Source organism: Dyella telluris (assembly GCF_014297575.1).
In the GTDB taxonomy this organism is placed as follows: Bacteria; Pseudomonadota; Gammaproteobacteria; order Xanthomonadales; family Rhodanobacteraceae; genus Dyella; species Dyella telluris.
In genome coordinates this window covers 1,748,072-1,769,422 of sequence record NZ_CP060412.1, presented here as the reverse complement: position 1 = coordinate 1,769,422, position 21,351 = coordinate 1,748,072, and the positions used below count along the sequence as shown (strand labels likewise).

Below are 21,351 nucleotides of genomic sequence, written 5' to 3'. Positions count from 1 at the left end.
GGATCGCTACTGGTAAGCCACGGTGATAGTGGCCTGCGCGGAGACCTTGCCGATAGTCACATTGTTGCCGGTCTGGTAGTACTGCGCGTAATAGGGCAGAGAGACCGTGGTGCTCGACACGGTGCCGAGCGCGGTTGCAGTGTTCCACTGGATCGGCTGCTGGTTCTGGTCGAGCAGGCGCACGCCCACGCCGTTCGCACTGCCGGTGGAGTTCATGACGCCAGCGGTTGAGGTGGACTGGGAGCTGGTCAGGGTCACCGAGAGATTGGCGCCGCTCTGGCAGGTGAGTCCGATGGAAAACGCCGTCAGACCGCTGGTGTTGCCCTTGCCATTCATCGTGGTGGTCGTGATGGCAGGCAGTGTCACTGCCTTGTTCTGCGATCCGGCATCGATGGTGCAAGTGGGCAGCGCCACCACCGCTCCACCATTGAGCGAAAGCGTCGAATTGAGACTTGCACTGACCTGGGCTCCGTTGCAGCCACCGCTGAGGGACTGGCAGCCGCGCACATACCAGTAGTAGTTGAGCAGGGTTGTTCCCTGGATGGTGCCGTAGCCGATCTGCCCGCCGTTGTTGTTGATCACGACCAACTGAGCCGTGTAGGTCACGGTCAGGCTACCGCTCGGTGCAGGTACATTGCCCACCATATAAGCGTTGGCTTGTTGGTCACCCGGTGTGGAGTCGTAACCGCTCATGCCCGGAGTGATGGTGAGCTGCAGGCCGATGCCTGCCACGCTGGTCGCGTAGGTCAGCACCGTGATGTTGGTATTGGACGGCGACGGCACCTGTTGGGGATACAACTGGCTTGCCTTCAGGTTGAACACCTGGATGCCCGCGGCATTGGTGCCGCCGTTAGCGGCCGGCACGCTGGGCACGCCGTTGCAATTGAAGGTGGCGGTTATCGTCACCGGGTTGCCCAGCAGAGTGCCCACGGGGGTATTGGACGGTACGGTGACGCTTGGCATCGAAAGACTGCCCGACGGCCCGCCGCTGCACGAGGGGGTGGCGCCAGCCGCCATCGCCGCGGGCGCAACGCCGATGAAGCCGCACAGCGCAAGGAGCAAGGCGGCCAGGCCCAGCGGGCGGCGGAACAGGGAGGCGATCTGCATCATGGGGCTGCCTTTGCGACCTGTGCGACCGGAGCGATGTCGGCCTTGCAGGTGACGTTGAACTGCTCGTACTTCTGTTCGGTCGACTTGGCTTTGGTCTTCGCCGGCAGGTCGTAGGAGAACGAGCAAGCTCGGTCGTCACCGTTGTCGTCCTGCCAGCGCGCCATCAGCACGCCGGCCTGTTCCACGCCACGCGCAAGGATCAGGCCACCCTGGCCGACCACACCCAGCGACACGCCCTTCTGGTTCACCACCTCCGCGCCAAACGGCGGGGCGGAGCCATCAGCCATGCGTGCACGGAAGATCACGCTGCGGCCGGTCTGGGTCTTGAATTTCACCATCACCACCGCGCCGGCATAGGGCGCCACCTGGTTGCTGGTGGCATCGAGCTGCACGTCCAGTGGCAGGCCCTTGGGGTCGATCTCGACCGAGTTGATGGTGTAAGGCGCGAGGAACGGAAGCACGGCGTAACCGAAGCGGTCGATGCGCACACCGGCGCCACCGTTCACCGTGGCGCCTGCCGCGCCAGGCACGTACACGATGCCCACGGTGTCGCCGATTGGCTGGCCGAACGTGACGCCGCCCGGGTGCGCCACCACCGAGCCGGATGCGCTCACCGAAGCCTGCGAATAATTGCTGCCGTTGCCGTAGCTGGCGTTGACTACCGCGTACGGACTGCGATAACCGCCGTAGACGCTGCCCGAATTGCCTTCGCTGCTACTGCCGTTGTTGCTGCCCGACGTATGCGTGGCGCTGGCGCCGTAGTTGAACTGGTTATCGCTGCCCAGCGTGCCATTGAGCATGGCTTGCTCTTGCGAGGTGCCGGCTTCGTCGTGCGTCAGGTTCAGCGCCAGGTTCGGCGCGTGCGCGCCCGAGCCCAGCGGAATGCTGAAAGACAGGAAATACTGGTTGTCGTAGCGCCCCGTCGGCGTCGCTGAGCGGGTGGCCGACAGGTTGTAGCTGAGCTGGCGGAAGTGATTGTTGTAACCAAGCTGGAACTGGGTCTGGTTGCGGCTCTGGTTCCAGTAATCGCTGGCGCTCACATTGGCATAAACCGAGCCACCGCTCTTGCCCAGCACCTGGTTGAGCGACAGCGTGAAATTGCTGCGCTGGCGCAGCACGCCAGTGGCCGAGACGATGGGGTTGGTGGTGAACGCGGAGCCCGACAGCGCAGCCTGTTGCGCGGGCGTCAACACGCTCTGCACCGGCACGCCATCGATGGTGGGTACGTTCTGCGCGGCGAGCGCGCCCGCAGCATCCAGGCCATCGCGTGCGTACTGACGAGCCAGCGCAGTCTGCGTCAAGGTCAGGAAGCCACCGGTGGAATAGCGATACGCCGCCACGGAGAACGTTGTCTGCGTCGACGGGATGATCTTGCTGTAGGTCACCCGGTAGCTCTGGCCTGACTGCGTCGAGTAGCCCGGGATATGCGCGTTGGCCTGTGTGATATCCAGCGCCAGGGCGCCGTAGCGCGTGTCGACTGCGCCACCGACCAATACGGCGCCGTAGCCCTGCGAGGCAGCGATGCCCGCATAACCGGTCAAGAGGTTGCTGAAGCCGTGCTGGATCGCGGCCTGAGCCACCGCCGGGTGGCTGTTGATACTGTTGGCGCGCAGTTCGCCGGCGGCGATATCGAAGCGTGTGATGCCCGGACGCAGCAACTGGGCCACCGACGCATAGGGCACCACGAAGGTGTTTACGCGGCCGTCCGCTTCCGTCACCGTCACGTCGAGATTACCGCCGTAACCAGTGGGGTAGAGATCGTTGATGGAGAACGGACCGGGTGCGACGGTGGTCTGGTAAATCTCTACGCCGTTCTGGCGCACGCTGATGCGCGCGTTGGTCTGCGCCACACCGCGCACCAGCGGGGCGTAACCCTGCATCGACTGCGGCAGCATGCGGTCGTCGGTGCCCAGCTGCACGCCGCGGATGCCGTAGCTGTCGAACACGGCGCCATCGGTGTAGCTATCGCCGATGGTGAGCAGCGCGCGCATCGAGGCGATGTCACGCTGCAGATAGGTCTGGATGTTCTGCCACTGCGTATGCGCGGGTGTGCCGGCAATGCCGGAAGCCCACAGCATGGTGCCCTGTTCGCGCAGGTGCCAGGCACCCACGTTGAGGCCGGCGTTCACGCCCAGATAGGCGGTGGACTGGCTCACGCCGCTGCTGCTGCTATGGTACGCATTGAAGTTGTAGTTCAGCAGCGCTGCGGGGACACCGGCATCCCAGTACTCCGGGCTGACGTAACCGCGCGCATAGCGGCTCATGTAGATCTGCGGCACGCTGGCGTCCAGGCGCAGCTGGCTCATGTCGAAAGTCAGTGTCGCACCAGGAATGAGGCTGTCGAAACGGACGCAGGCGTTGGGATCCGCCAGCTGGGCTTTCTGCTCCTCGGACAGGTCGGCCGGGTGCAGGCCCAACTGCTCCAGCAGCTTGCGGTCTACGCAGGCTGCGGCGTTGCTCTTTGCATCCGTCGCTACGAAACGAATGTCGCTGCGACCCACCCAGGCGTTGTTGATATAGACGTCGGCGTTGTAGTTGCCCGGCAGCACGGGATTGCCGTGCTCGAAGCGCGAAAGGTCGGAGGTGTTCTGGCCGGCGCCGGAAAGCAGCGAACGGTCGAAGTCCGCGTACCCACCCGCACTGGCGTCAGCACCTGTTGCCGGCGCCGCATCGGCACCGGTGGCCGCCGCTGCCATGGCGAGGCTGCCCCAACCCAGCAATACCGAGGTGATCGCTGAACACAGTAGCGCGCGCGTGCACGCCACGGGCCAGCGTGCACTGCGCTGGTGGGTGGCGTGGCGATGGGTCATGGCGAGACGGTGCCCTTGAGGGTCGTGTCCGCGCCGAAATCGTTGATGTTGCCGTATTCAATGGCGCTGCCTGCGGCGGGCGCCTGAGTCAGGCCGGGAATGGCCAGGTGCAGGTCGGCCATCGGCGCAACCATGCCGCTGTCGCCCTTGTGTGCCGCACCGCCGGTGGTGACCGACACGTGGCTGATGGTCACGTAGTACGGCGTGGGGTTGTGCACGACCAGCTCGGCGTTGCCATTCTTCATGGCTGCCTTGAAGGTCACCTGCGATGGCGCCTTGGCCGGGTCGCCCTGCAGGCCATCGGGACGGTAAAACAGCTTCAGGCGCGAACGGATCGCGAACTGCATGTAATTGGCCGGGGCCTGCGCCTGCAGCATGTTCGGCTTCGGCGGCACTTCCAGCACATTGAGGTAAAACACGCTTTCGCGATCGGCCGGCAACGGCTGGTCGCTGTGCGTGAACATGATGCGCAGGCTCTGGTCACGATTCGGTTCCATGCGGAACAGCGGCGGCGTGATCAGGAACGGGGTGTTCACCTTGTCCGGGGTGGACTGGGCGTCGCCATCGTCGATCCAGGATTCGACCAGCGCCGGCGACGAATTCTGGTTCGTCAGGCGTACGGTGACCTCACCCGCCTTGGCGGGGAAAACAACGCGCGTGCCGGTAATGATGACCGAGGCGTGGCTGGTGCCGGCAAATACGCACACAGCGGCCAGCAACGCCCCGGAAAGGGCGCGGATCGTGCTGTTCATGGGGAATCCCGGAAGAGAGAGAGGAGAAGGCGCTGCGGCCGACAGGCCAGCCGCAGCGACGCAGTCCCGGATTACTGGTAGTTCAGTGCGTACTGAACCGTGGCGTTGACGCCACCGGCGCTGGTTGCCGTGGAGACGGTCGGGTTCACGAAGCCAGCGTAGTAGGTGATCGTGGCCGAGTTGCCGCCCTGGTTGCTGAGGGCGATCGAGCTGGCGCCCTGGCTGCCCGATGCGTTCTGCAGGGTCAGCACGCCACCGGCGGACTGGCTGGTGGACAGTGCAACTTCCGCGTTGCTGGCGCCGGTACCGAAGGTGTTCTTCAGATAGCCATTGGTGGTGTCGATGCCGCTGCCGCTGAAGTACGGGATGACATTGTTGTAGCCAGACACAGCGGTGCAGTTGCCGATGACCATGTTGACCGGCTGCCAGCCAGCGGTGCCGCCGGCGGGCAGCATGCTGGCGATGATGTTGCCGAGCGGCACGGTCGGGTTCTGCGAACCGTTGACGGCGACGGTGCAGGTCGAGGCGACCACGGTGCCGGTGACGGTGATGGTGCCGGTGCTGGTGCCGGCGGCGTTGGCCACGGCCACGGCACCCAGCGAGGCGACGAGAACAGCGGAAAGGAGAAGCTTCTTCATACCCAAGTCCTTTAAACGTTTAGTGGATACATCGTTTTTTGATGCGCTTCCGGACCGTGGGCGTGGGCCCCCGATTGCGCGGTTTTGGCTATCGGGCCGCCGGCTGCAAGGCTGGCTCCCGATTGCTTGACGACCCATTAAGCAATCCACGTGCCAATGCGTATGGGTTTGGGCAAACCCGCGTCGCAGGCCGAAATGAGAGGTCAACGTTAAATTTATGTGATGACCAGGTGAGCCCCGCTTGGTCACTTCGCGCTGCCCAAGGACGGGGCAATGTGCAAATTGCGTCACATTTTGGGGAGGGTTTCGTTCCAAGGCCCCTCAAGTTCCGGCCGGGATGGTCGATAACCGGTGCGCGTGTAAAGCGTGCTTGACACGTTTCGGCCCTGAGCGTAGCTTGGTGTCAAGGCAACTTGACATGTGGCGGGAGGCGGCATGGAACGCGTTGTTAAGACAAGAGGTGCGCCGTGAGCGCGCCACGTGGATGGGCCTGGGGCGCGATGGATGCCTGGCCGGCCTGGGGGCGCTGGACGGCGGCGCTGCTTGCCGGTATCGCCATGGCGGCCGATTTCTGGCTGCTGACCCAGCAGGCCGTGCTGCCTCGGTTGATCGGGCTGGCGGTGTTCGCGGCCACGCTCATGTTCATGATGCGCATCGGCCAGGCCATCCGACGCGAGCGCTGTCGCCCGGCCGATCGCCGCTACATGCGCGAATTCCTGCCGGCCATGCTCACCTATATGGTGGTCATGCTTTATCTGTGGCCGCTGCAGAAAGGCATGCCGCCCGGGGCGCTGAAGCTGTTGCTGGTGCTTTCGCCCATGTTGCCCATCGGCTGGGCCATCGTGGCCTGCGTGCGCTACGTGCTGGCCGGCGACGAAATGGAACGCCAGCAGCATCTGGACGCCATCGCCATCAGCGCATCGATCATCAGCATGGTCAGCATGGCGCTGGGGTTTCTGTGCGCGGCCAGGCTGCTGGTGCTGGATGGCGGCCTGGTGCTGCTTTTCGTGTATCCATCGCTGTGTGTTGTCTACGGCGTGGTTCGTGCCTTCCTGGTCATGCGTGCGCGCCGCGAATGATCAACCGCATCCGTGAACTGCGCGGCGATCGCGGCTGGTCGCAGGCCGACCTGGCCGAACGACTGGACGTGTCGCGCCAGACCGTGAATGCCATCGAGACCGGCAAGTACGACCCGAGCCTGCCGCTGGCCTTCAAGATCGCGCGGCTGTTCGGTCTGTCCATCGAATCGATTTTCGAGCCCGAGGCGCAGGCGGTGGTTCCGCCCGCGGTTTCGCGCCATCCAATGGAGTGAGGGAGAACACCCATGGCAATCAAGGGCCGAACGGCCTTGCGCATCGGCGCAGTAGTCATCGGACTGGCCGCGCTGGGATGGAAGAATTTCCATCCGGCATCCAGCGTGCCGGCGAGCGATGTTGCCGACACCGCTACGACAAGTGCACCGGTCGATCATCCGTCAACGCCGGTGGTTCCGCCGACATGGAAACTCGGCTCGCTCACGCTGACCCCCTGCGAACTGGGGCAGCCCAACAGTGGCCTCTCGACGGCGGCCTGGTGCGCGCCGTTCGAGGTGCCGGAGAACCGCGATGACCCGCACAGCCGCAAGATCGCGCTGAAACTCGCGGTCATCCGCAGCAGCGCCCAGGTCGCCAGCAAGGACATGCTGGTGATGCTGGCGGGCGGTCCCGGCCAGGCGGCCACCGAATCGTGGCCGGGCGTATCGGCGGCGCTGCAACCGCTCACCGCGCATCGTCACGTCGTACTGCTCGATCAGCGAGGCACCGGTGGATCCCATCCGCTGACCTGCAAGGACGAAGGCGAGGGCACCGAAGGCGGTTCGGAAGACATCGACGCCAGCGCGGACCGGCAGAAGCAGGAAACCCTGCGCTGCCTGAAGCAACTCGAAGACCACGCCGATCCGCGCTACTACACCACCACCATTGCGGCGCAGGACCTGGAAGACGTGCGCAAGGCGCTGGGCTCGCCCACCTTCGACCTGGTCGGCGTGTCCTACGGCACGCGCATGGCGCAGCAGTACGCCATGCGTTATCCGCAGGCCGTGCGTAGCCTGGTGCTGGACGGCGTGGTGCCGAATGAGCTGGTGCTGGGCGAGGACTTCGCGCGCAACCTCGATGACGCACTGAAGTTGCAGTTTGCCCAGTGCACCGCCAACGAGGCCTGCCGCAAGCGCTTCAGCGACCCGTACCAGACGCTTTACCAGCTGCGCGACGCGCTGCGTGCCAACCCGCACAAGGTGAGTTTCCGCGACCCGCAGAACTACCAGACCGTGCAGCGCACGCTGAGCGAGTACTCGTTGGCCAGCGTGGTGCGCATGTTTGCCTATTCGCCGCTCACCGCAGCCCTGCTGCCGTTGTCCATCGACGCCGCCGCCCATGGCGACGTGGGGCCTTTGCTCGGCCAGGCCAAGCTGCTCTCGGGTGATCTGTCGGACACCATGAACGGCGGCATGCAGCTGTCGGTGATCTGCAGTGAAGATGCGGACCTGCTGACCTCTCGCGAAGAAGACGCACACACCATTCTTGGCACGCGCATGGTGGATACGCTGCGCACTACCTGCGCCGTGTGGCCCAAGGGTTCGCGCCCGGCGGATTTCCACGAGCCGCTGAAAACCGATACCCCGGCATTGTTGTTCTCAGGCCAGCTCGATCCGGTAACACCGCCGCGCTATGGCGAGCAGGTGGCGAAGAACCTGCCCAACTCGCGCCATTTCGTGCTCACCGGCCAGGGCCACAACGTGATCAATGCCGGATGCGCACCGCAGCTGGTGAAGCACTTCATCGAAGACCTCAACCCCAAGGCGCTGGACGCCACCTGCCTGAAGCGCCTGCAGGTCACGCCCACGTTCATCGATTTCAACGGAGCGACGCCATGATCGAGGTAAAGGAACTGCACAAGGCGTTTGGCGTCGTGAAGGCCGTGGATGGGGTGAGCTTCAAGGCGCGCGACGGCGAGATCACCGGACTGCTCGGCCCCAACGGCGCGGGCAAGACCACCACGCTGCGCATGCTCTACACCTTGATGGTGCCCGACCGCGGACAGGTGCTGGTGGACGGCATCGACGCCGCCAAGGACGCACTCGCCGTGCGTCGCCAGCTCGGCGTGCTGCCGGACGCGCGCGGCCTGTACAAGCGCCTGACTGCCCGCGAGAACATCGACTACTTCGCGCGCCTGCACGGCTTGCCCGAGGAGGTCATCGCCAGTCGGCGGGAGGCGCTGGTGAAGGCGCTGGAGATGGAAGACATCGGCGACCGCCGCACCGAGGGCTTTTCGCAGGGCCAGCGCGTGAAGACCGCGATTGCGCGCGCGCTCATCCATGACCCGCGCAACGTGATCCTCGACGAACCCACCAACGGGCTGGACGTGATGGCCACGCGTGCGTTACGCCAGTTCATGCAGCGCCTGAAAAACGAAGGCCGCTGCGTGCTGTTCTCCAGCCACATCATGCAGGAGGTCGCCGCGCTGTGCGATCGCATCGTGGTGATCGCCAACGGCCGCGTGGTGGCTGACGAATCGCCGCAGGCGCTGCGCGAGCAGACCGGCGAGGCGAATCTGGAGGACGCCTTCGTGAAGATCATCGGCAGCGAAGAAGGACTCGCCGCATGAACAAGCCCGTGACGAACACCATGACGCGCACGCGGGCCTTCCTCACCGTGTTCCTCAAGGAGGTGAAGGAAAACCTGCGCGATCGCCGCACCATCATCAGCGCCTTCTTGACCGGACCACTGCTGGGGCCGCTGATCCTGGTGATGATGCTCAACGTGACGCTCAACCGTCAGTTCGACAAGGCCGAGAAGCCCTTGCCGGTGCCGGTGATTGGCGCCGCGCACGCGCCCAACCTGATCAACGCGCTGAAGGCCTCGGGCATCGTGCCCAAGGCGCCCATCGGCGACCCGGAACTTGCCGTGCGCAAGCAGGATGCCGACGTGGTGCTGCGCATTTCGCCCGACTATGCCGACGCGTGGCGCAAGGGCGAGGCCGTGCAGGTGGAGTTGATCTATGACTCCTCGCAGCGCGACGCCAATGCGGCCGTGGAACGCGTGACACAAGTAGTGGAAACCTACGCGCGCCAGCAGGGTGCGATGCGCCTGGTGGCGCGTGGCCTTTCGCCGAGCACGGCGTGGCCGGTGGTTGCCGCCAGGCGTGACCAGGCCACGGCGCAGGCGCGCGCGGCGTTGATGTTCTCCATCCTGCCGTACTTTTTCGTGCTCACCATCTTTGTCGGCGGCATGTACCTGGCCATTGATCTCACCGCGGGCGAACGTGAGCGACAGTCGCTGGAACCGCTGTTTGCCAATCCAGTGCCGCGCTGGAAGATCCTGGCGGGCAAGCTGGCGGCCATCTGCACTTTCTCCGCGGCCAGCCTGCTGATCAGCCTGCTGGCCTTCAGTGTGGTCGGGCGGTTCATTCCCACGGAAAAGCTGGGCATGGAACTGGATCTGGGCCCCCGCTTCGGCGGCCAGGTGCTGCTGCTGATGGTGCCGCTGATCGCGCTGCTGGCAGCCTTGCAGTCCATGGTGGCCGCCTTCGCCAAGAGCTATCGCGAGGCGCAGACCTACCTGTCGCTGCTCATGTTCGTGCCGGTGCTTCCGAGCATCCTGCTCTCTACCATGCCGGTGAAGGCGCAAGGCTGGATGTATGCGGTGCCGCTGTTGGGCCAGCACCTGGGCATCATGCAGCTGCTGCGCGGCGATGGTCTCACTCCGCAGCAGGCCGGACTATGCCTGGCAGGCAGCGTCGCCGCTGCGCTGGTGGCGGTGCTGGCGACGGCGCGTCTTTACCAATCGGAGCGGTTGGCGATTTCGGGCTGATGCATCGCGGGTGGCTTCTTCTCATGGAGAGGAGGAGCCGCCCTTGCGAGATCTCCACCGGCCGTCGTTCCGGCGTAGGCCGGAACGACGGAAGGCCGAGTCCAGGCGAGCCTGTGACGCCTCGCGGTACCATGTCGTTTTCCGTCATCGAGAAAGCCCCATGCGCCGCCATCTCCTTGCCCTGAGTCTTTTCGCCGTCCTGGCCGGCTGCAGCTCGCACGACAACAACGCACCTGCCGAACAGGGCGCTTCCCAGGCGCCGGCCAGCACCGCACCCGCCGTGCCGCCGCCGTCGACGGATGCCGACATCGCCACACAGCGCATGGCGAACTACGCGTCGGTCAAGCTCAGCGCCGACCTGTCCAGCTTCGACGACAAGCAGAAGCAGATGATTGCGCTGCTGATCGAGGCGGCCGACGTCACCAACGACATCTACTGGCAGCAGTCCTGGGGCGACAAGGCCGCACTGATGGCGCGCATCCCCGATGACGTCACCCGTCGTTTCGCCGAGATCAACTACGGCCCGTGGGATCGCCTGGACAACGACCAGCCGTTTGTCGCCGGCGTGGGTCCGCGCCCGGCGGGCGCCCAGTTCTATCCGGCCGACATGACCAAGGACGAGTTCGACAAGGCCGACCTCAAGGACAAGACCGGTCTCTACACCCTGCTGCGCCGCGATGCGCAGAACAAGCTGGTGACCGTCCCCTACCACGAAGCCTACAAGTCCGATCTGGAACGAGCCGCCGGACTGCTGCGTCAGGCGGCCGATCTCTCGGCCGACAAGGAATTCGCGGGTTACCTGAAGAAGCGCGCCGATGCGCTGCTCAGTGACGACTATCGCCCCAGCGATTTCGCCTGGATGTCGATGAAGAACAATCCCGTCGACATTGTCATCGGCCCGATCGAAACCTATGAAGACCAGCTCTACGGCTACAAGGCCAGCTACGAGAGCTACGTGCTGGTGAAGGATCAGGCGTGGAGCGCGAAGCTCGCGCGCTTTGCCAAGTACCTGCCCGAGCTGCAGCGCGAACTGCCGGTGGACGACAAGTACAAGGCCGAAAAGCCCGGTAGCGACGCCGACCTCAACGCCTACTTCGCCGTGTACTACGCGGGTGATGCCAACGTCGGCGCCAAGACCATCGCCATCAACCTGCCCAACGACGAGGAAGTGCAGCTGAAGAAGGGCACGCGCCGCCTGCAGCTGGAAAACGTGATGCAGGCGAAGTTCGACAAGATCATGCTGCCCATCGCGAAGGAGCTGATTGCCGACGACCAGCAATCGCACCTGACTTTCGACGCTTTCTTCGAGAACACCATGTTCCACGAAGTGGCGCATGGCCTGGGCATCAAGAACACGCTGGACGGCAAGGGCATGGTGCGCACGGCGCTGAAGGACCAGGCCTCCAGTTTCGAGGAAGGCAAGGCCGACATCCTTGGCCTGTACATGGTCTCCAAGCTGGCCGACAAGGGCGAGCTCGACAAGTCGAAGCTGATGGACAACTACGTCACCTTCCTTGCCGGCATCCTGCGCTCGGTGCGCTTCGGTGCAAGCGACGCGCATGCCAAGGCCAACATGGTGCGCTTCAACTTCTTCCAGCAGCAGGGCGCCTTCACCCGTGATTCAACCACCGGCCGCTATCGCGTGGACTTCGACAAGATGACAGCGGCCATGAACGCACTGTCCGCCAAACTGCTCACCATCCAGGGCGACGGCGACTACGACGCCGCGAAGAAACTCACCGACAGCATGGGCAACGTGGATGCCACCCTGGCCGGCGACCTGAAGCGGCTGGATCAGGCGAAGATCCCGGTGGACATCACCTTCGAGCAGGGGCTGGATGTGTTGGGGTTGCGCAAGCCCTGAGGGCACGGCGCGCACGCCAGCTGTGCGCGGTGCGCTCCTACAGGTGCTTGCGCGATGCGCCGGTGTTTTGCATGTCCGAACGGTGCGAAGTTCAGGCTATGCGACAGATATCGGGGCATCATGCATTACGGAAAGGCAGGGTCTCCCTGCCGAACCATACCTATCTATTGACGGCCGTTGCGGCATTTCGCAGACCGGTGTTCAAGAACTTGGACATCGCGCGCGCAACGAGTCGATGCATCCACGATCCACTAAGTTGGGGTGATGCCGAACTTCTCTGCTGGGTGCTGATGCCGGATCATTGGCATGGACTGATACGTTTGGGTGAAAGTGACTCGCTGGCCCTTGTCATGAACCGCTTCAAGGCAAGGACTGCCAAGCAGTTGCACTGTGGTCAGACAGGCTTGGTCTGGGCACGTGGGTTCCATGATCGGGCGCTTCGTTGCGATGAGGATGAGCGCCGCGCAGCGCGTTACATCGTCGCGAACCCCTTGCGCTCCGGTCTCGTGGACAACGTGCTCGACTATCCCTATTGGAACAGCGCCTGGTTGTAGGAGCGCACCCTGTGCGCGACAACCGGCTAACTGGGCGGTGATCAGGGCGCGGTCGCGCACAGGGTGCGCTCCTACAGTTGATGGGCCTTGCCTCACTTCGGCGCCATATCCCTCATCGCCATCGTTACTTCCCGCCCATCGGCCAGTTTCAGCACCAGTGGCGTACCTTCGGGCAGATGGCTGCTCAGGTCGCGCAGCTGGCCGAATCCCAGCGTGCGGGCAGGCTTGCCGTTCACCGCGACAATGGCGTCGCCCTGCTTGAGTCCCGCATCCTGCGCGGGGCTGCCGGGCATGACGTTGATGACGTTGAAGCGATCCGGGTGCTCCTGGTGCTTCTCGGCCCGAAAGCCTGCCATGCCGTAGTGCCACACGGGCGGCTGGGCCCGTGGCATCAGCACCATCTGCTGGCGGCGATAGTCGAAGTGGACGTTGTAGCGCGCCAGGATGTCCTGGCCGATGTTGCCGGCTTCGCTGGGGTTGCCGGTGGCGCCGGCATCGGTACGCGTGAGCATGGCGGCCACGTTGTCCAGGGTCTGCGAGCCCAGGGTGAACGCTCTGGCGTGCGCGACGTGTGCGGTGAACAGGCCGCCGACGCCGCCGGTGGGAATGGGCAGGCCCGCTTCGTAGCGCCTGGCGATGCCGTTGCGCGCGGCCCATTGCGGGAAAGTGAGCAGGTAGCCGGCATTGCCGGTGTCGATGCCGAACATGCCGGCGTGACCATCCTGGCTGGCCTGCGCCAGGGGCATGTCATCGGTGAAGCGCAATGTCACGGCATCGCCCTTCATGGCGGGCGGTGCCTCGCCTTGATCGTATGGCTGCAGCCGCAACTGGTGATGGTCGTAGTCGAAGGTGATGGCGAAGCGCTCGAACATCTCCAGCCCCAGGATGCCGGCGATCGGTGCGCCGTCGCCGCGGTCGTAGAAGCTGAAGGGATAGGGCAGCACGGTGTAGGTGAGGTCGCGGATGTGCGCATCGCCCAGCGCGGTGTCGTGCACCCTGGTGTACGAGGTGCTCATGGTGCCCGAGCCCGATCCTCCGCTGACGCCTTGCCCCTGCGTCTGGAAACCCATCTTTTTCGCCGCATCGACGGTGAGGATGGCGTGGCCGCCGGTATCGAGGATGAAGGGCATCGGCGGCCGGCCATCGATGCTCACGTCGACCATCACGATGCCGCCTTCCACGCGCAGCGTGGTCGTTGCGTCGTGGGCCTGGTTGGCCATGCTCACGTCGAGCACCTTGCCCTCCGGGCGTTGCAGCGCAGCGCTGGGCGCACGGGTGAGCAGGCGGTATTGCTCCACCGTGTCCACGCTTTCGCCGTCGCTGTTGCCGGCCAGGTTGGCGCGCGCGCTGGTGATGCGGAAGGGCAGCGTGAGGCCGTCGACCTTGCGATAGTCGGCGTAGCGTTCGGTGGCGACGAGAAACGAGGTGGCATAGATCGCGCGATCCACCAGGTGAGTGGTTCCGTCGATCCACAGCGTCACGGTGCGCCCGCCCGGCGGCGTGGTCTCGATGCGCTGGTAGATGTGGCCGCCGTCCTGTGCATCGGGCAGCCGGTGGTAGGTAACGGCTGCCTGCGAATCGAGGTAACCGAAGCGGCGCAGCCAGCCTTCGGTCACGCCCACCGCGCGGGCTTCGTCCGAATCGAGCGGATGCACCATGCCGGTGATGTCTTCGCGCCACTGCCCCTGCGCATCGATGCCCTGGGCCGCGCCGAACACGTCGTTGCGCATGCGGGCGATGTATTGGCCGTTGCGCAGGTCCACGGCGGTCTGCCACGGCCCCGACAGCCCGTCGCCGTCTTCCTTGCCGGTGGCCTGCAGGCCCGCCACGTCGTTCCAGCGCGCGGCGCCGTGGGCCTGGCGCATGGTGTCCAGCACCGCGTTGCCATCGCCCGCAGGCGTGGCCAGTGCCTGGCCCAGGCAGGCGGCGAGCAGCAGGGCAAGCAGGGGGCTGGCGGGATACGACATGGCGACACTCCTTGATCGGGTGTGGCTATGGTCGATGGGTGCACGTGCCGGGTCTAGGACGCGCGTGGCGTATCAGCACGCCGTTTGCGCTCTGTGCCGGTAGTCACGCGGGGTCTCGCCGGTCATGCGTCGGAACACGCGGGCGAAATGGCTCTGGTCGGTGAAGCCAGCGAGCGCGGCCACGTCGGCGATGGAGTCATGCGTTTCGGTCAGCGCCTTGCGCGCCAGCGCGATGCGCAGGCCGCGCTGGTATTCACCCACCGATGTGCCCTTGGCGCGCTGGAAACTGCGCGCCAGGTGCGAAGGATGCACGCCGGCGAGCGCTGCCAGTTCATGTAGCGAGGGCGTAGCCAGTGGATCGTCATGCAGGCGATCGAGCACGCGCTGCAGCCATGCCGGGCGCCGCTCATCGTCAGCGCGACAGGCCAGCGCCACCAGTTCCAGCACGGCGGCATGCAGCGCCAGCGGTGCGGCATCGTCCGTGGCGCGAAGCTCGCGCTCGATACGGGCGAGCAGGCGGTCGCCCTCAGGCAGGCGCAGTTGCCGGTGCTCACTCAGCAAGCGCGTGACACCCGCGCCCGCGGTGTCGCCCAGATGCATGCTGATGCAGCGCGCGCCCGATGGACTGAAGCGATTGGCGTGACGATGTCCCTGTGGATGCGACAGCAGCAGGCCCGGCCGGCAGTCGATGTCGCCGTTGCCCGAATGCTGGGTGTAGCCGCCCGCAGCGACCAGGCACAGGTACGCCTCGTCGTGCTCATGCCAGGGCAGCGCGCTGTCGCCTGCATAAGGCGTCGCGGAAATCAGCAGGCCACCCAGTTGCCTGAGCTGCTCGGGCTGGCCGTAGTTGCTGCGCTGGAGGTGCTGCATGGGGTCAGTCTAGGCCGCCTGCGCGCGGGGGCATGTGCCGTCGGTCAGGCCTTCCGGCCATCCAGATGCGCGTGGGCCCAGTCGGCCACGGCCTGGGGGTGTTCCAGTTGCAGGTGATGGCCGCCTTCCATGGGCGTCACCGCAATGTCGCTCACGCAGGCCGCCCGCTCGCGCATGCGCGTGCCAGGCAGGTACGGCGTGTCCGGCTGCGCCAGCAGCAAGGCGGTGGGCGCTTCGATGCCGCGCAGCAGCGCGCGCACCTGCGTTTCCGCCAGCCGGATGGAGGAGGGGCGGTTGACCCGCGCATCGCTGCGCCAGTGCCAGCCATGTTCGGTCTGGCGCAGCCCGCGTTCCACGATGGGTCGCGCCTGATCGGCGGGCAGGCCGCTGGCCATGGTGCGCGCACTGATCGCCATGTCCACGGACGGGAAGGCGCGCAGCGAGCGCCCGGTGGCGGTGCTCGCCATGGCGTCGCGGAACTGGCGCAGGGTGTGGTGGCCGTCATCCGCGATAGGGCCCAGGCCTTCGATCAGCAGCAGCCGGTCGATGCGTTCGGGCTTCGCTGCGGCAACCAGCGACGCGATGCCCGCGCCCAGCGAGTGGCCCATCAGATGAAAGCGCTCCAGCGCCAGCGCGTCGATGGCTTCCAGCACCGAGCGCACGTATTCCACGAAGTGGTAATGCGCGCCTGGCGGCAGGTGGTCGGAATGGCCGTGGCCCGGCAGTTCCAGCGCAATCACCTGCCAGCGTTCGGCCAGCAGGGGCGCCAGGCGTGCATAGCTGCCGGCATTATCCAGCCAGCCGTGCAGCGTCAGCAGTGGCGGTGCGGCCTGGTCACCCCACACCTGGGCACGCAGGCGCAGGTGCGGCAGGCGCACCTCGCGTTCGACGGGGGCGTTCATGGTGTAACGCCGGCGTGCGGACGAAACTCGGCCCAGCCGCCGGCCTGGCGCATCACCAGCGCGGCAAGGCTGTCGACCTGTTCCGGCGTGTCGTTGAGCGCGGGGATATAGCGCAACGTTTCGCCACCGGCCTCGCGGAAGAAGTCGTGGTTCTGCATGGCGATTTCTTCCAGCGTTTCCAGGCAGTCCACGGCGAAGCCGGGGCAGGCCACGTCCAGCCTTCGCACGCCCTGCGTGGCGAGTTCGCGCACGGTGGCATCGGTGTACGGCTGCAGCCACTGCTCGCGACCCACGCGGGACTGGAAGCTCATCAGCAGCTGGGTTTCATCCAGGCCCAGCCGCTGGCGCAAGGCCTCGGTGGTGGCCTGGCACTGCTCCAGGTACGGATCGCCTTCGCGCACATAGCGCGAGGGGATGCCATGGAATGACAGCAGCAGCTTTTCGCCGCGGCCATTCGTGGCCCACCATTGCTCGATGCTGCGCGCCAGCGCGTCGATATGCCCGGCATCGTCGTGATAGTCGTTGATCAGGCGCAGTTCCGGCGGCCAGCGCAGCGACTGCATCGCCTGGGCCACGGCATCGATCACCGAGCCGGTCGAGGTGGCCGAATACTGCGGATACAGCGGCAGCACCAGCAGTCGCCTTACGCCTTCGCGCTGCAACTGCGCGATCTGCGCGGGCACCGAGGGCTGGCCATAGCGCATCGCCAGTGCCACACGTACCGGTTCGGCGCACGCTTCCGACAGTTTCTGCTGCAGTCGCGCCGCGAGCGCCTCGCTGCCCACGCGCAGGGGCGAGCCCTGGGGCGTCCAGATGCGCTGGTAAGCATGCGCGGAGCGCGCCGGACGCACGCGCAGGATCACGCCATGCAGGATCAGCCACCACAGCCAGCGCGGGTAATCGATCACGCGGTGATCGCCCAGGAACTCGGCGAGATACGGCCGCACGGCCTGTGCCGTGGGTGCTTCCGGTGTGCCGAGGTTCACCAACAGCACTGCAGCCTGAACAGGCTGGTCTCTGGATGAACCGGCAACGCCGGTATAGTCATGGCTGCGTGGCATCGTGGCGCTGACGTAAGTTACCGCCCCAAAGTCTGCCACAAGGCGTCACCGGCGCCGTGGCGAGGATCGCCGCAGGCTGCCACACCGAATCATCTGCACAGGAGTCGTCATGATCAAAACGTCGCTGCATCGTCTGCTGCTCGCAGCCCTGGTCCTGCTGGTACCGGCCATGGCCGCCCACGCGGAGGATCCGCCGCTGGTGCGCGCCCAGAACTCCGTGCGCGTGCTCAACGACATCATGCAGGCGCCGGACAAGTCGATCCCGACCGACCTGCTGAAGGAAGCCAAAGCCATCGCCGTGATCCCTGACCTGCTCAAGGTGGGCTTCGTCTTCGGCGGCCGCCGTGGCGAGGGCGTGATTTCGGTCAAGGGCCCGGACGGCACCTGGTCCAACCCCAGCTTCGTCACCATGACCGGCGGCAGCGTGGGTTTCCAGGCCGGCGCCTCGTCCACCGACGTGATCCTGGTATTCCGTACCCAGCGCGGCGTGGATGAGATCGTCAATGGCAAGTTCACCATCGGCGCCGATGCCGCGGCCGCGGCCGGTCCGGTGGGACGTACCGCCCAGGCCTCCACCGACAGCAACTTCAAGGCCGAGATCTACTCCTACTCCCGCTCCCGCGGCCTGTTCGCCGGCGTGGCGCTGGACGGCTCCGCCCTGCGCATCGATTACGACGCCAACGAGGCCATTTACGGCAAGGGCATCACCCCGCGCCGGATCTTCGAGGGTGGGGTAAGCAATGTTCCTGCCCAGGTGGTCGATTTCAGGGATCGCCTTGAGGAGTACACTCAGCGATGATGTGGAGCGGCGGCGCGGCAGCGTTACGTTTTCGTTCCGCCACTTTCATCCCTGAGGCCTGATTTCATGAGCATCACCCATCTACTCATCCTGCTGGTCGTTGTCGTGCTGATCTTCGGCACCAAGAAGCTGCGCAACATCGGTTCCGACCTTGGCGGCGCCGTGCGCGACTTCAAAAAGGGTCTGGACGGCGACGAAGCCAACAAATCCAGCGATCCGAACGAGCGCCTGCGCGCCGATCCGCCGGCTGGCAACGCCCAGAACCAGAGCCAGCACGAAACCGAGCAGAAGTAACTCGGGTTCATTGGCATGATCGAGATCAGCTTCGGCAAGCTGGTATTGCTCGCGCTTATCGCGCTGATTGTGCTCGGCCCGGAAAAGCTGCCGCACGCCGCGCGTACCGCGGGCGTCTTCATGCGCCGCATCCGCACCGGCTGGGACAGCGTGCGGGCGGAAGTGGAGCGGGAGCTGCAGGTCGAGGAGATCCGCAAGCAGGCCAAGGAGGCTGCCGCGCGAGCGGAGGCCGCCCAGGCCGAGCTGGACGAGACGCTGCGCAAGATGCGCCCCAGCGGGGTGCCCTCCAGCCCGTCGCCCGCCGTGGAGCCGGTAGCGGAGGCCCCGGCCACCGCCGAAACTGCCACCGCCGAAACCGCTACGGCCGACGCCACTTCGACCAAGGAAGCTCCGCATGGCGGCGCCTGAGCTCGACGGCCCCGAGTCCGACCTGGAACAGGGTCTGTTTTCGCACCTGATCGAGCTGCGGTCGCGGCTGATGCGCGCCATCGTCACCGTGCTGCTGGTGCTGGGCGCGCTGATGCCGTTCGCCAACCGCCTGTATGCGGAACTGGCGGCGCCGCTGGTGGCGCGCCTTCCGCAGGGCGCGCACCTCATTGCCACCGAAGTGGCGAGCCCGTTCGTGACACCGCTCAAGCTGGCGTTCTACGTGGCCTTGCTCATCAGCATGCCGATGATCGTGTACCAGCTGTGGGCCTTCGTGAGCCCCGGCCTGTACCGCAACGAGAAACGCCTGGCCCGCCCCTTGCTGGTGGCGGCGCTGTTCCTGTTCTATGTCGGCTGCGCCTTCGCCTATTTCCTGGTGCTGCCTGCGGCGTTCCGCTTCCTCACGGCGGTGACGCCGGAGGGCGTGGAAATGATGACCGACATCACGCATTACCTCGACTTCGTGATGCTGATGTTCTTCGCCTTCGGCCTGTGCTTCGAAGTGCCGGTGGCGGTGGTGATCCTGGCGGCCATTGGCGTGGTGAACCTGCAGCAGCTGCGCGACGGCCGCCGTTACGCCGTCGTCGGTGCCTTCGCCATCGCAGCCTTCATCACACCGCCCGACATCACCTCGATGATCATGCTCGCCATACCCATGTGCCTGCTCTATGAGCTGGGCGTGCTGGCGGTGCGCTGGCTGCTGCATCCGGCCAAGACCGAGACCACGGCATGAACGACACGGCGGCCCGCATCGAGGAACTGAAAACCTCGCTGCGGCTGCAGCCGCATGTCGAAGGTGGTCACTATCACCGTTTCCATCCGTCCAAAGGCGCGGAGCATGTGGGCGCGCGTCACGCCATGACCGCCATCCATTACCTGCTGGAAGCGGACGAATGCAGCAGCTGGCATCGCGTGGACGCCGAGGAAGCCTGGCATTTCGTCGAAGGCGAACCGCTGGAGCTGCTGATCTACAACCCGGTGACGAACCGGCTGGATCGTTGCACCCTGGGGCCGTTGACCGATGGCATGCAGGCGGTATCGGTGGTGCCGGCCGGTGCATGGCAGGCGGCACGGCCGCTGGGCGCGTATGCGCTGGCGACGTGCCTGGTGGCGCCGGGGTTCCAGTACGAGGGGTTCGAGTTGCTGGCGCAGGATGATCCGCTGGCGGCGCATCTGGCGGGGTTGGTGCCGGAGATCAGTTTTTGAGTTTTATTTGTGCGCTGAGGGGTTGAGAGACACGCTTAGCGCCTGATTCCCAGTGCCTGCTGGGGATAGGGCTGGGGTGAGGGGGCAACCTAGCCGCGCCACCTCAAACGAGCCGTCACCTCTGCGAACGCCATAAAAGGGGAGCAAGGGCCGGGGGCCAGTGACTTTGTTCTTGGCCTTCGGGGTTGGCGCTAACGCGACCTGGCCGCTTGCGCAGCGGGCGTTCCGACCTCCTGCCGGAGGCCGGGTCACTTTTCTTTGCTTGCCCAAAGTCCCACGGGGATTAGCTTCGCGTCAAAAGTAACCAAAAGAAAAGGCACCCCCATCGCGGCGCTGGCCGGTGAAGCCGGCCAGTGCGTGAGGGACGGCCGGGCTTTTCGACAGGACGTCCCTGTCCTGTCGAAAAGGGATCGGCATCCTTGCCGATCCCCCTGCGGGCCTGTCGTCCGCCCCTCACCGCCGCTCAAGGGGAGGGGTAGGTCAAAAGCGGACGGCTCGTGCAGCTGCGCTGCACATCGCGTCGCATGGTGCGACGGCGTATGGCTTGCCGGCTTGGCTTGTCTGTAGGAGCGCACTTGTGCGCGACCACCTGACGGAGCGGTATCGACATGGCGCTGCGGTCGCGCACAAGGTGCGCTCCTACAGGGGTGTCTCGCACCGTGTGAAGCCCGTTTCTTTCTCGCCTCAGTGCTCACCCCAGTCCTCTCCCGAACGGGAGAGGACGAGCCATAGGTGATGTTCAACGTGAACCACCTAGGGGCAAGGAAGGATGTGCCGCTTCGCGGCACGACGCTCCGCGTTAAGTCCTCTTCGCTTTGGCGCGTTGCGAAGCGCTTGGAAGTACCCGCTGTGTAGAGGCGGAGGTTGCCAAGCAACAGCGTTCCTCAGCCGCTCGGGCTTATCCCACCGGCATGCTGCCAGCCTTTAAGGCCATTTTCTTTGGGTTACTTTTCTTTTGGGCCAGCAAAAGAAAAGTGACTCGGCCTCCGGCAGGAGGTCGAAACGCCTCCGCTGCGTAAGCGGCAACCTGGCGCCGGCATGACTACCGAAGGCGCAGAGCAAAGGCACTGGATGACCCGCCCTACGGCGGTTGAAAAGCGCCTCCAGCTTTCGCTGGGATGACGGTCAAAAGAATGAAACGCTGGGGCGATTGCCGACCACTACGGAACCTAGATCCCGGCCTGCGCCGGGATGACGCTGTCGAAACGTTCCCGCGAGCACCCACCCCTCACCCCAACCCTCTCCCCGAAA

The 21,351-nt window shown here is 65.3% G+C and carries 20 protein-coding genes; 12 read left to right on the top strand and 8 right to left on the bottom strand.

The window, feature by feature from the left end:
- Window positions 1-6: 6 nt before the first annotated feature.
- The 4 genes from H8F01_RS08055 to H8F01_RS08040 form a co-directional block, all read right to left on the bottom strand.
- Window positions 7-1,110 (bottom strand): fimbrial protein, encoded by a 1,104-nt coding sequence (locus H8F01_RS08055; RefSeq protein ID WP_187058478.1) that lies wholly within the window; start codon window positions 1,108-1,110, stop codon window positions 7-9.
- On the bottom strand, window positions 1,107-3,920 hold the full coding sequence (locus tag H8F01_RS08050; RefSeq protein WP_187058477.1) for a fimbria/pilus outer membrane usher protein: 2,814 nt from the start codon (window positions 3,918-3,920) through the stop codon (window positions 1,107-1,109). The genes H8F01_RS08055 and H8F01_RS08050 overlap by 4 nt, the downstream gene beginning before the upstream one ends.
- On the bottom strand, window positions 3,917-4,672 hold the full coding sequence (locus H8F01_RS08045) for a fimbrial biogenesis chaperone (protein WP_187058476.1): 756 nt from the start codon (window positions 4,670-4,672) through the stop codon (window positions 3,917-3,919). The genes H8F01_RS08050 and H8F01_RS08045 overlap by 4 nt, the downstream gene beginning before the upstream one ends.
- A gap of 71 nt (window positions 4,673-4,743) precedes the next feature.
- Complete coding sequence (locus tag H8F01_RS08040) at window positions 4,744-5,310, bottom strand: fimbrial protein (RefSeq protein ID WP_187058475.1); 567 nt, start codon at window positions 5,308-5,310, stop codon at window positions 4,744-4,746.
- Window positions 5,311-5,777: 467 nt separating this feature from the next.
- Here H8F01_RS08040 and H8F01_RS08035 point away from each other — a divergent pair, with 467 nt between their 5' ends.
- From H8F01_RS08035 to H8F01_RS08005, 7 genes are all read left to right on the top strand, one after another.
- A complete protein-coding gene (locus tag H8F01_RS08035; protein WP_187058474.1) occupies window positions 5,778-6,389 on the top strand; it encodes a hypothetical protein in 612 nt (203 codons plus the stop codon).
- On the top strand, window positions 6,386-6,622 hold the full coding sequence (locus tag H8F01_RS08030; protein ID WP_187058473.1) for a helix-turn-helix transcriptional regulator: 237 nt from the start codon (window positions 6,386-6,388) through the stop codon (window positions 6,620-6,622). The genes H8F01_RS08035 and H8F01_RS08030 overlap by 4 nt, the downstream gene beginning before the upstream one ends.
- Window positions 6,623-6,634: 12 nt before the next feature.
- Window positions 6,635-8,221 carry an alpha/beta hydrolase gene (locus H8F01_RS08025; RefSeq protein ID WP_187058472.1) on the top strand — a complete coding sequence of 529 codons (1,587 nt, stop codon included), beginning with the start codon at window positions 6,635-6,637 and terminating at the stop codon, window positions 8,219-8,221.
- Window positions 8,218-8,952 carry an ABC transporter ATP-binding protein gene (locus tag H8F01_RS08020; protein WP_187058471.1) on the top strand — a complete coding sequence of 245 codons (735 nt, stop codon included), beginning with the start codon at window positions 8,218-8,220 and terminating at the stop codon, window positions 8,950-8,952. The genes H8F01_RS08025 and H8F01_RS08020 overlap by 4 nt, the downstream gene beginning before the upstream one ends.
- Window positions 8,949-10,157: an ABC transporter permease gene (locus tag H8F01_RS08015; RefSeq protein ID WP_187058470.1), complete on the top strand. Its 1,209-nt coding sequence runs from the start codon at window positions 8,949-8,951 to the stop codon at window positions 10,155-10,157. The genes H8F01_RS08020 and H8F01_RS08015 overlap by 4 nt, the downstream gene beginning before the upstream one ends.
- 160 nt (window positions 10,158-10,317) lie before the next feature.
- Window positions 10,318-12,021 (top strand): dipeptidyl-peptidase 3 family protein, encoded by a 1,704-nt coding sequence (locus H8F01_RS08010; RefSeq protein ID WP_187058469.1) that lies wholly within the window; start codon window positions 10,318-10,320, stop codon window positions 12,019-12,021.
- Window positions 12,022-12,119: 98 nt separating this feature from the next.
- On the top strand, window positions 12,120-12,575 hold the full coding sequence (locus H8F01_RS08005; protein WP_187058468.1) for an REP-associated tyrosine transposase: 456 nt from the start codon (window positions 12,120-12,122) through the stop codon (window positions 12,573-12,575).
- 92 nt (window positions 12,576-12,667) lie between these two features.
- Here the strand turns inward: H8F01_RS08005 and H8F01_RS08000 are convergent, their stop codons facing one another.
- The 4 genes from H8F01_RS08000 to hemH form a co-directional block, all read right to left on the bottom strand.
- Entirely contained in the window at window positions 12,668-14,542 is a 1,875-nt protein-coding gene (locus H8F01_RS08000; RefSeq protein ID WP_187058467.1) for an aspartyl protease family protein, read from the bottom strand.
- A gap of 72 nt (window positions 14,543-14,614) precedes the next feature.
- Window positions 14,615-15,412, bottom strand: coding sequence for a helix-turn-helix transcriptional regulator (locus H8F01_RS07995; protein WP_187058466.1), 798 nt, complete (start codon window positions 15,410-15,412; stop codon window positions 14,615-14,617).
- A gap of 44 nt (window positions 15,413-15,456) precedes the next feature.
- Window positions 15,457-16,314: an alpha/beta fold hydrolase gene (locus H8F01_RS07990; RefSeq protein ID WP_187058465.1), complete on the bottom strand. Its 858-nt coding sequence runs from the start codon at window positions 16,312-16,314 to the stop codon at window positions 15,457-15,459.
- Window positions 16,311-17,375, bottom strand: a complete 1,065-nt coding sequence (hemH, locus tag H8F01_RS07985) for a ferrochelatase (RefSeq protein WP_187058464.1) — start codon at window positions 17,373-17,375, stop codon at window positions 16,311-16,313. The genes H8F01_RS07990 and hemH overlap by 4 nt, the downstream gene beginning before the upstream one ends.
- Window positions 17,376-17,484: 109 nt before the next feature.
- Here hemH and H8F01_RS07980 point away from each other — a divergent pair, with 109 nt between their 5' ends.
- The 5 genes from H8F01_RS07980 to H8F01_RS07960 all read left to right on the top strand — a co-directional run bounded on the left by H8F01_RS07980 (window position 17,485) and on the right by H8F01_RS07960 (window position 20,100).
- Entirely contained in the window at window positions 17,485-18,174 is a 690-nt protein-coding gene (locus tag H8F01_RS07980; RefSeq protein ID WP_187058463.1) for a lipid-binding SYLF domain-containing protein, read from the top strand.
- A gap of 66 nt (window positions 18,175-18,240) precedes the next feature.
- Entirely contained in the window at window positions 18,241-18,468 is a 228-nt protein-coding gene (gene tatA / locus H8F01_RS07975) for a Sec-independent protein translocase subunit TatA (protein ID WP_187058462.1), read from the top strand.
- A gap of 15 nt (window positions 18,469-18,483) precedes the next feature.
- A complete protein-coding gene (gene tatB, locus H8F01_RS07970; protein ID WP_187058461.1) occupies window positions 18,484-18,876 on the top strand; it encodes a Sec-independent protein translocase protein TatB in 393 nt (130 codons plus the stop codon).
- The gene (gene tatC, locus H8F01_RS07965) at window positions 18,863-19,627 is read left to right on the top strand and encodes a twin-arginine translocase subunit TatC (RefSeq protein ID WP_187058460.1); all 765 of its coding nucleotides are present in this window, start codon (window positions 18,863-18,865) and stop codon (window positions 19,625-19,627) included. The genes tatB and tatC overlap by 14 nt, the downstream gene beginning before the upstream one ends.
- The gene (locus H8F01_RS07960) at window positions 19,624-20,100 is read left to right on the top strand and encodes a cupin domain-containing protein (protein ID WP_187058459.1); all 477 of its coding nucleotides are present in this window, start codon (window positions 19,624-19,626) and stop codon (window positions 20,098-20,100) included. Before tatC ends, H8F01_RS07960 begins: the two co-directional genes overlap by 4 nt.
- Window positions 20,101-21,351: the final 1,251 nt, after the last annotated feature.

Bases quoted from the DNA above. Each gene is read 5' to 3' on its own strand.
- H8F01_RS08055 (WP_187058478.1), bottom strand. From the start codon at position 1,110: ATGATGCAGATCGCCTCCCTGTTCCGCCGCCCGCTGGGCCTGGCCGCC.
- H8F01_RS08050 (WP_187058477.1), bottom strand. From the start codon at position 3,920: ATGACCCATCGCCACGCCACCCACCAGCGCAGTGCACGCTGGCCCGTG.
- H8F01_RS08045 (WP_187058476.1), bottom strand. From the start codon at position 4,672: ATGAACAGCACGATCCGCGCCCTTTCCGGGGCGTTGCTGGCCGCTGTG.
- H8F01_RS08040 (WP_187058475.1), bottom strand. From the start codon at position 5,310: ATGAAGAAGCTTCTCCTTTCCGCTGTTCTCGTCGCCTCGCTGGGTGCC.
- H8F01_RS08030 (WP_187058473.1), top strand. From the start codon at position 6,386: ATGATCAACCGCATCCGTGAACTGCGCGGCGATCGCGGCTGGTCGCAG.
- H8F01_RS08025 (WP_187058472.1), top strand. From the start codon at position 6,635: ATGGCAATCAAGGGCCGAACGGCCTTGCGCATCGGCGCAGTAGTCATC.
- H8F01_RS08020 (WP_187058471.1), top strand. From the start codon at position 8,218: ATGATCGAGGTAAAGGAACTGCACAAGGCGTTTGGCGTCGTGAAGGCC.
- H8F01_RS08015 (WP_187058470.1), top strand. From the start codon at position 8,949: ATGAACAAGCCCGTGACGAACACCATGACGCGCACGCGGGCCTTCCTC.
- H8F01_RS08010 (WP_187058469.1), top strand. From the start codon at position 10,318: ATGCGCCGCCATCTCCTTGCCCTGAGTCTTTTCGCCGTCCTGGCCGGC.
- H8F01_RS08005 (WP_187058468.1), top strand. From the start codon at position 12,120: ATGCGACAGATATCGGGGCATCATGCATTACGGAAAGGCAGGGTCTCC.
- H8F01_RS08000 (WP_187058467.1), bottom strand. From the start codon at position 14,542: ATGTCGTATCCCGCCAGCCCCCTGCTTGCCCTGCTGCTCGCCGCCTGC.
- H8F01_RS07995 (WP_187058466.1), bottom strand. From the start codon at position 15,412: ATGCAGCACCTCCAGCGCAGCAACTACGGCCAGCCCGAGCAGCTCAGG.
- H8F01_RS07990 (WP_187058465.1), bottom strand. From the start codon at position 16,314: ATGAACGCCCCCGTCGAACGCGAGGTGCGCCTGCCGCACCTGCGCCTG.
- hemH (WP_187058464.1), bottom strand. From the start codon at position 17,375: ATGCCACGCAGCCATGACTATACCGGCGTTGCCGGTTCATCCAGAGAC.
- H8F01_RS07980 (WP_187058463.1), top strand. From the start codon at position 17,485: ATGATCAAAACGTCGCTGCATCGTCTGCTGCTCGCAGCCCTGGTCCTG.
- tatA (WP_187058462.1), top strand. From the start codon at position 18,241: ATGAGCATCACCCATCTACTCATCCTGCTGGTCGTTGTCGTGCTGATC.
- tatB (WP_187058461.1), top strand. From the start codon at position 18,484: ATGATCGAGATCAGCTTCGGCAAGCTGGTATTGCTCGCGCTTATCGCG.
- tatC (WP_187058460.1), top strand. From the start codon at position 18,863: ATGGCGGCGCCTGAGCTCGACGGCCCCGAGTCCGACCTGGAACAGGGT.
- H8F01_RS07960 (WP_187058459.1), top strand. From the start codon at position 19,624: ATGAACGACACGGCGGCCCGCATCGAGGAACTGAAAACCTCGCTGCGG.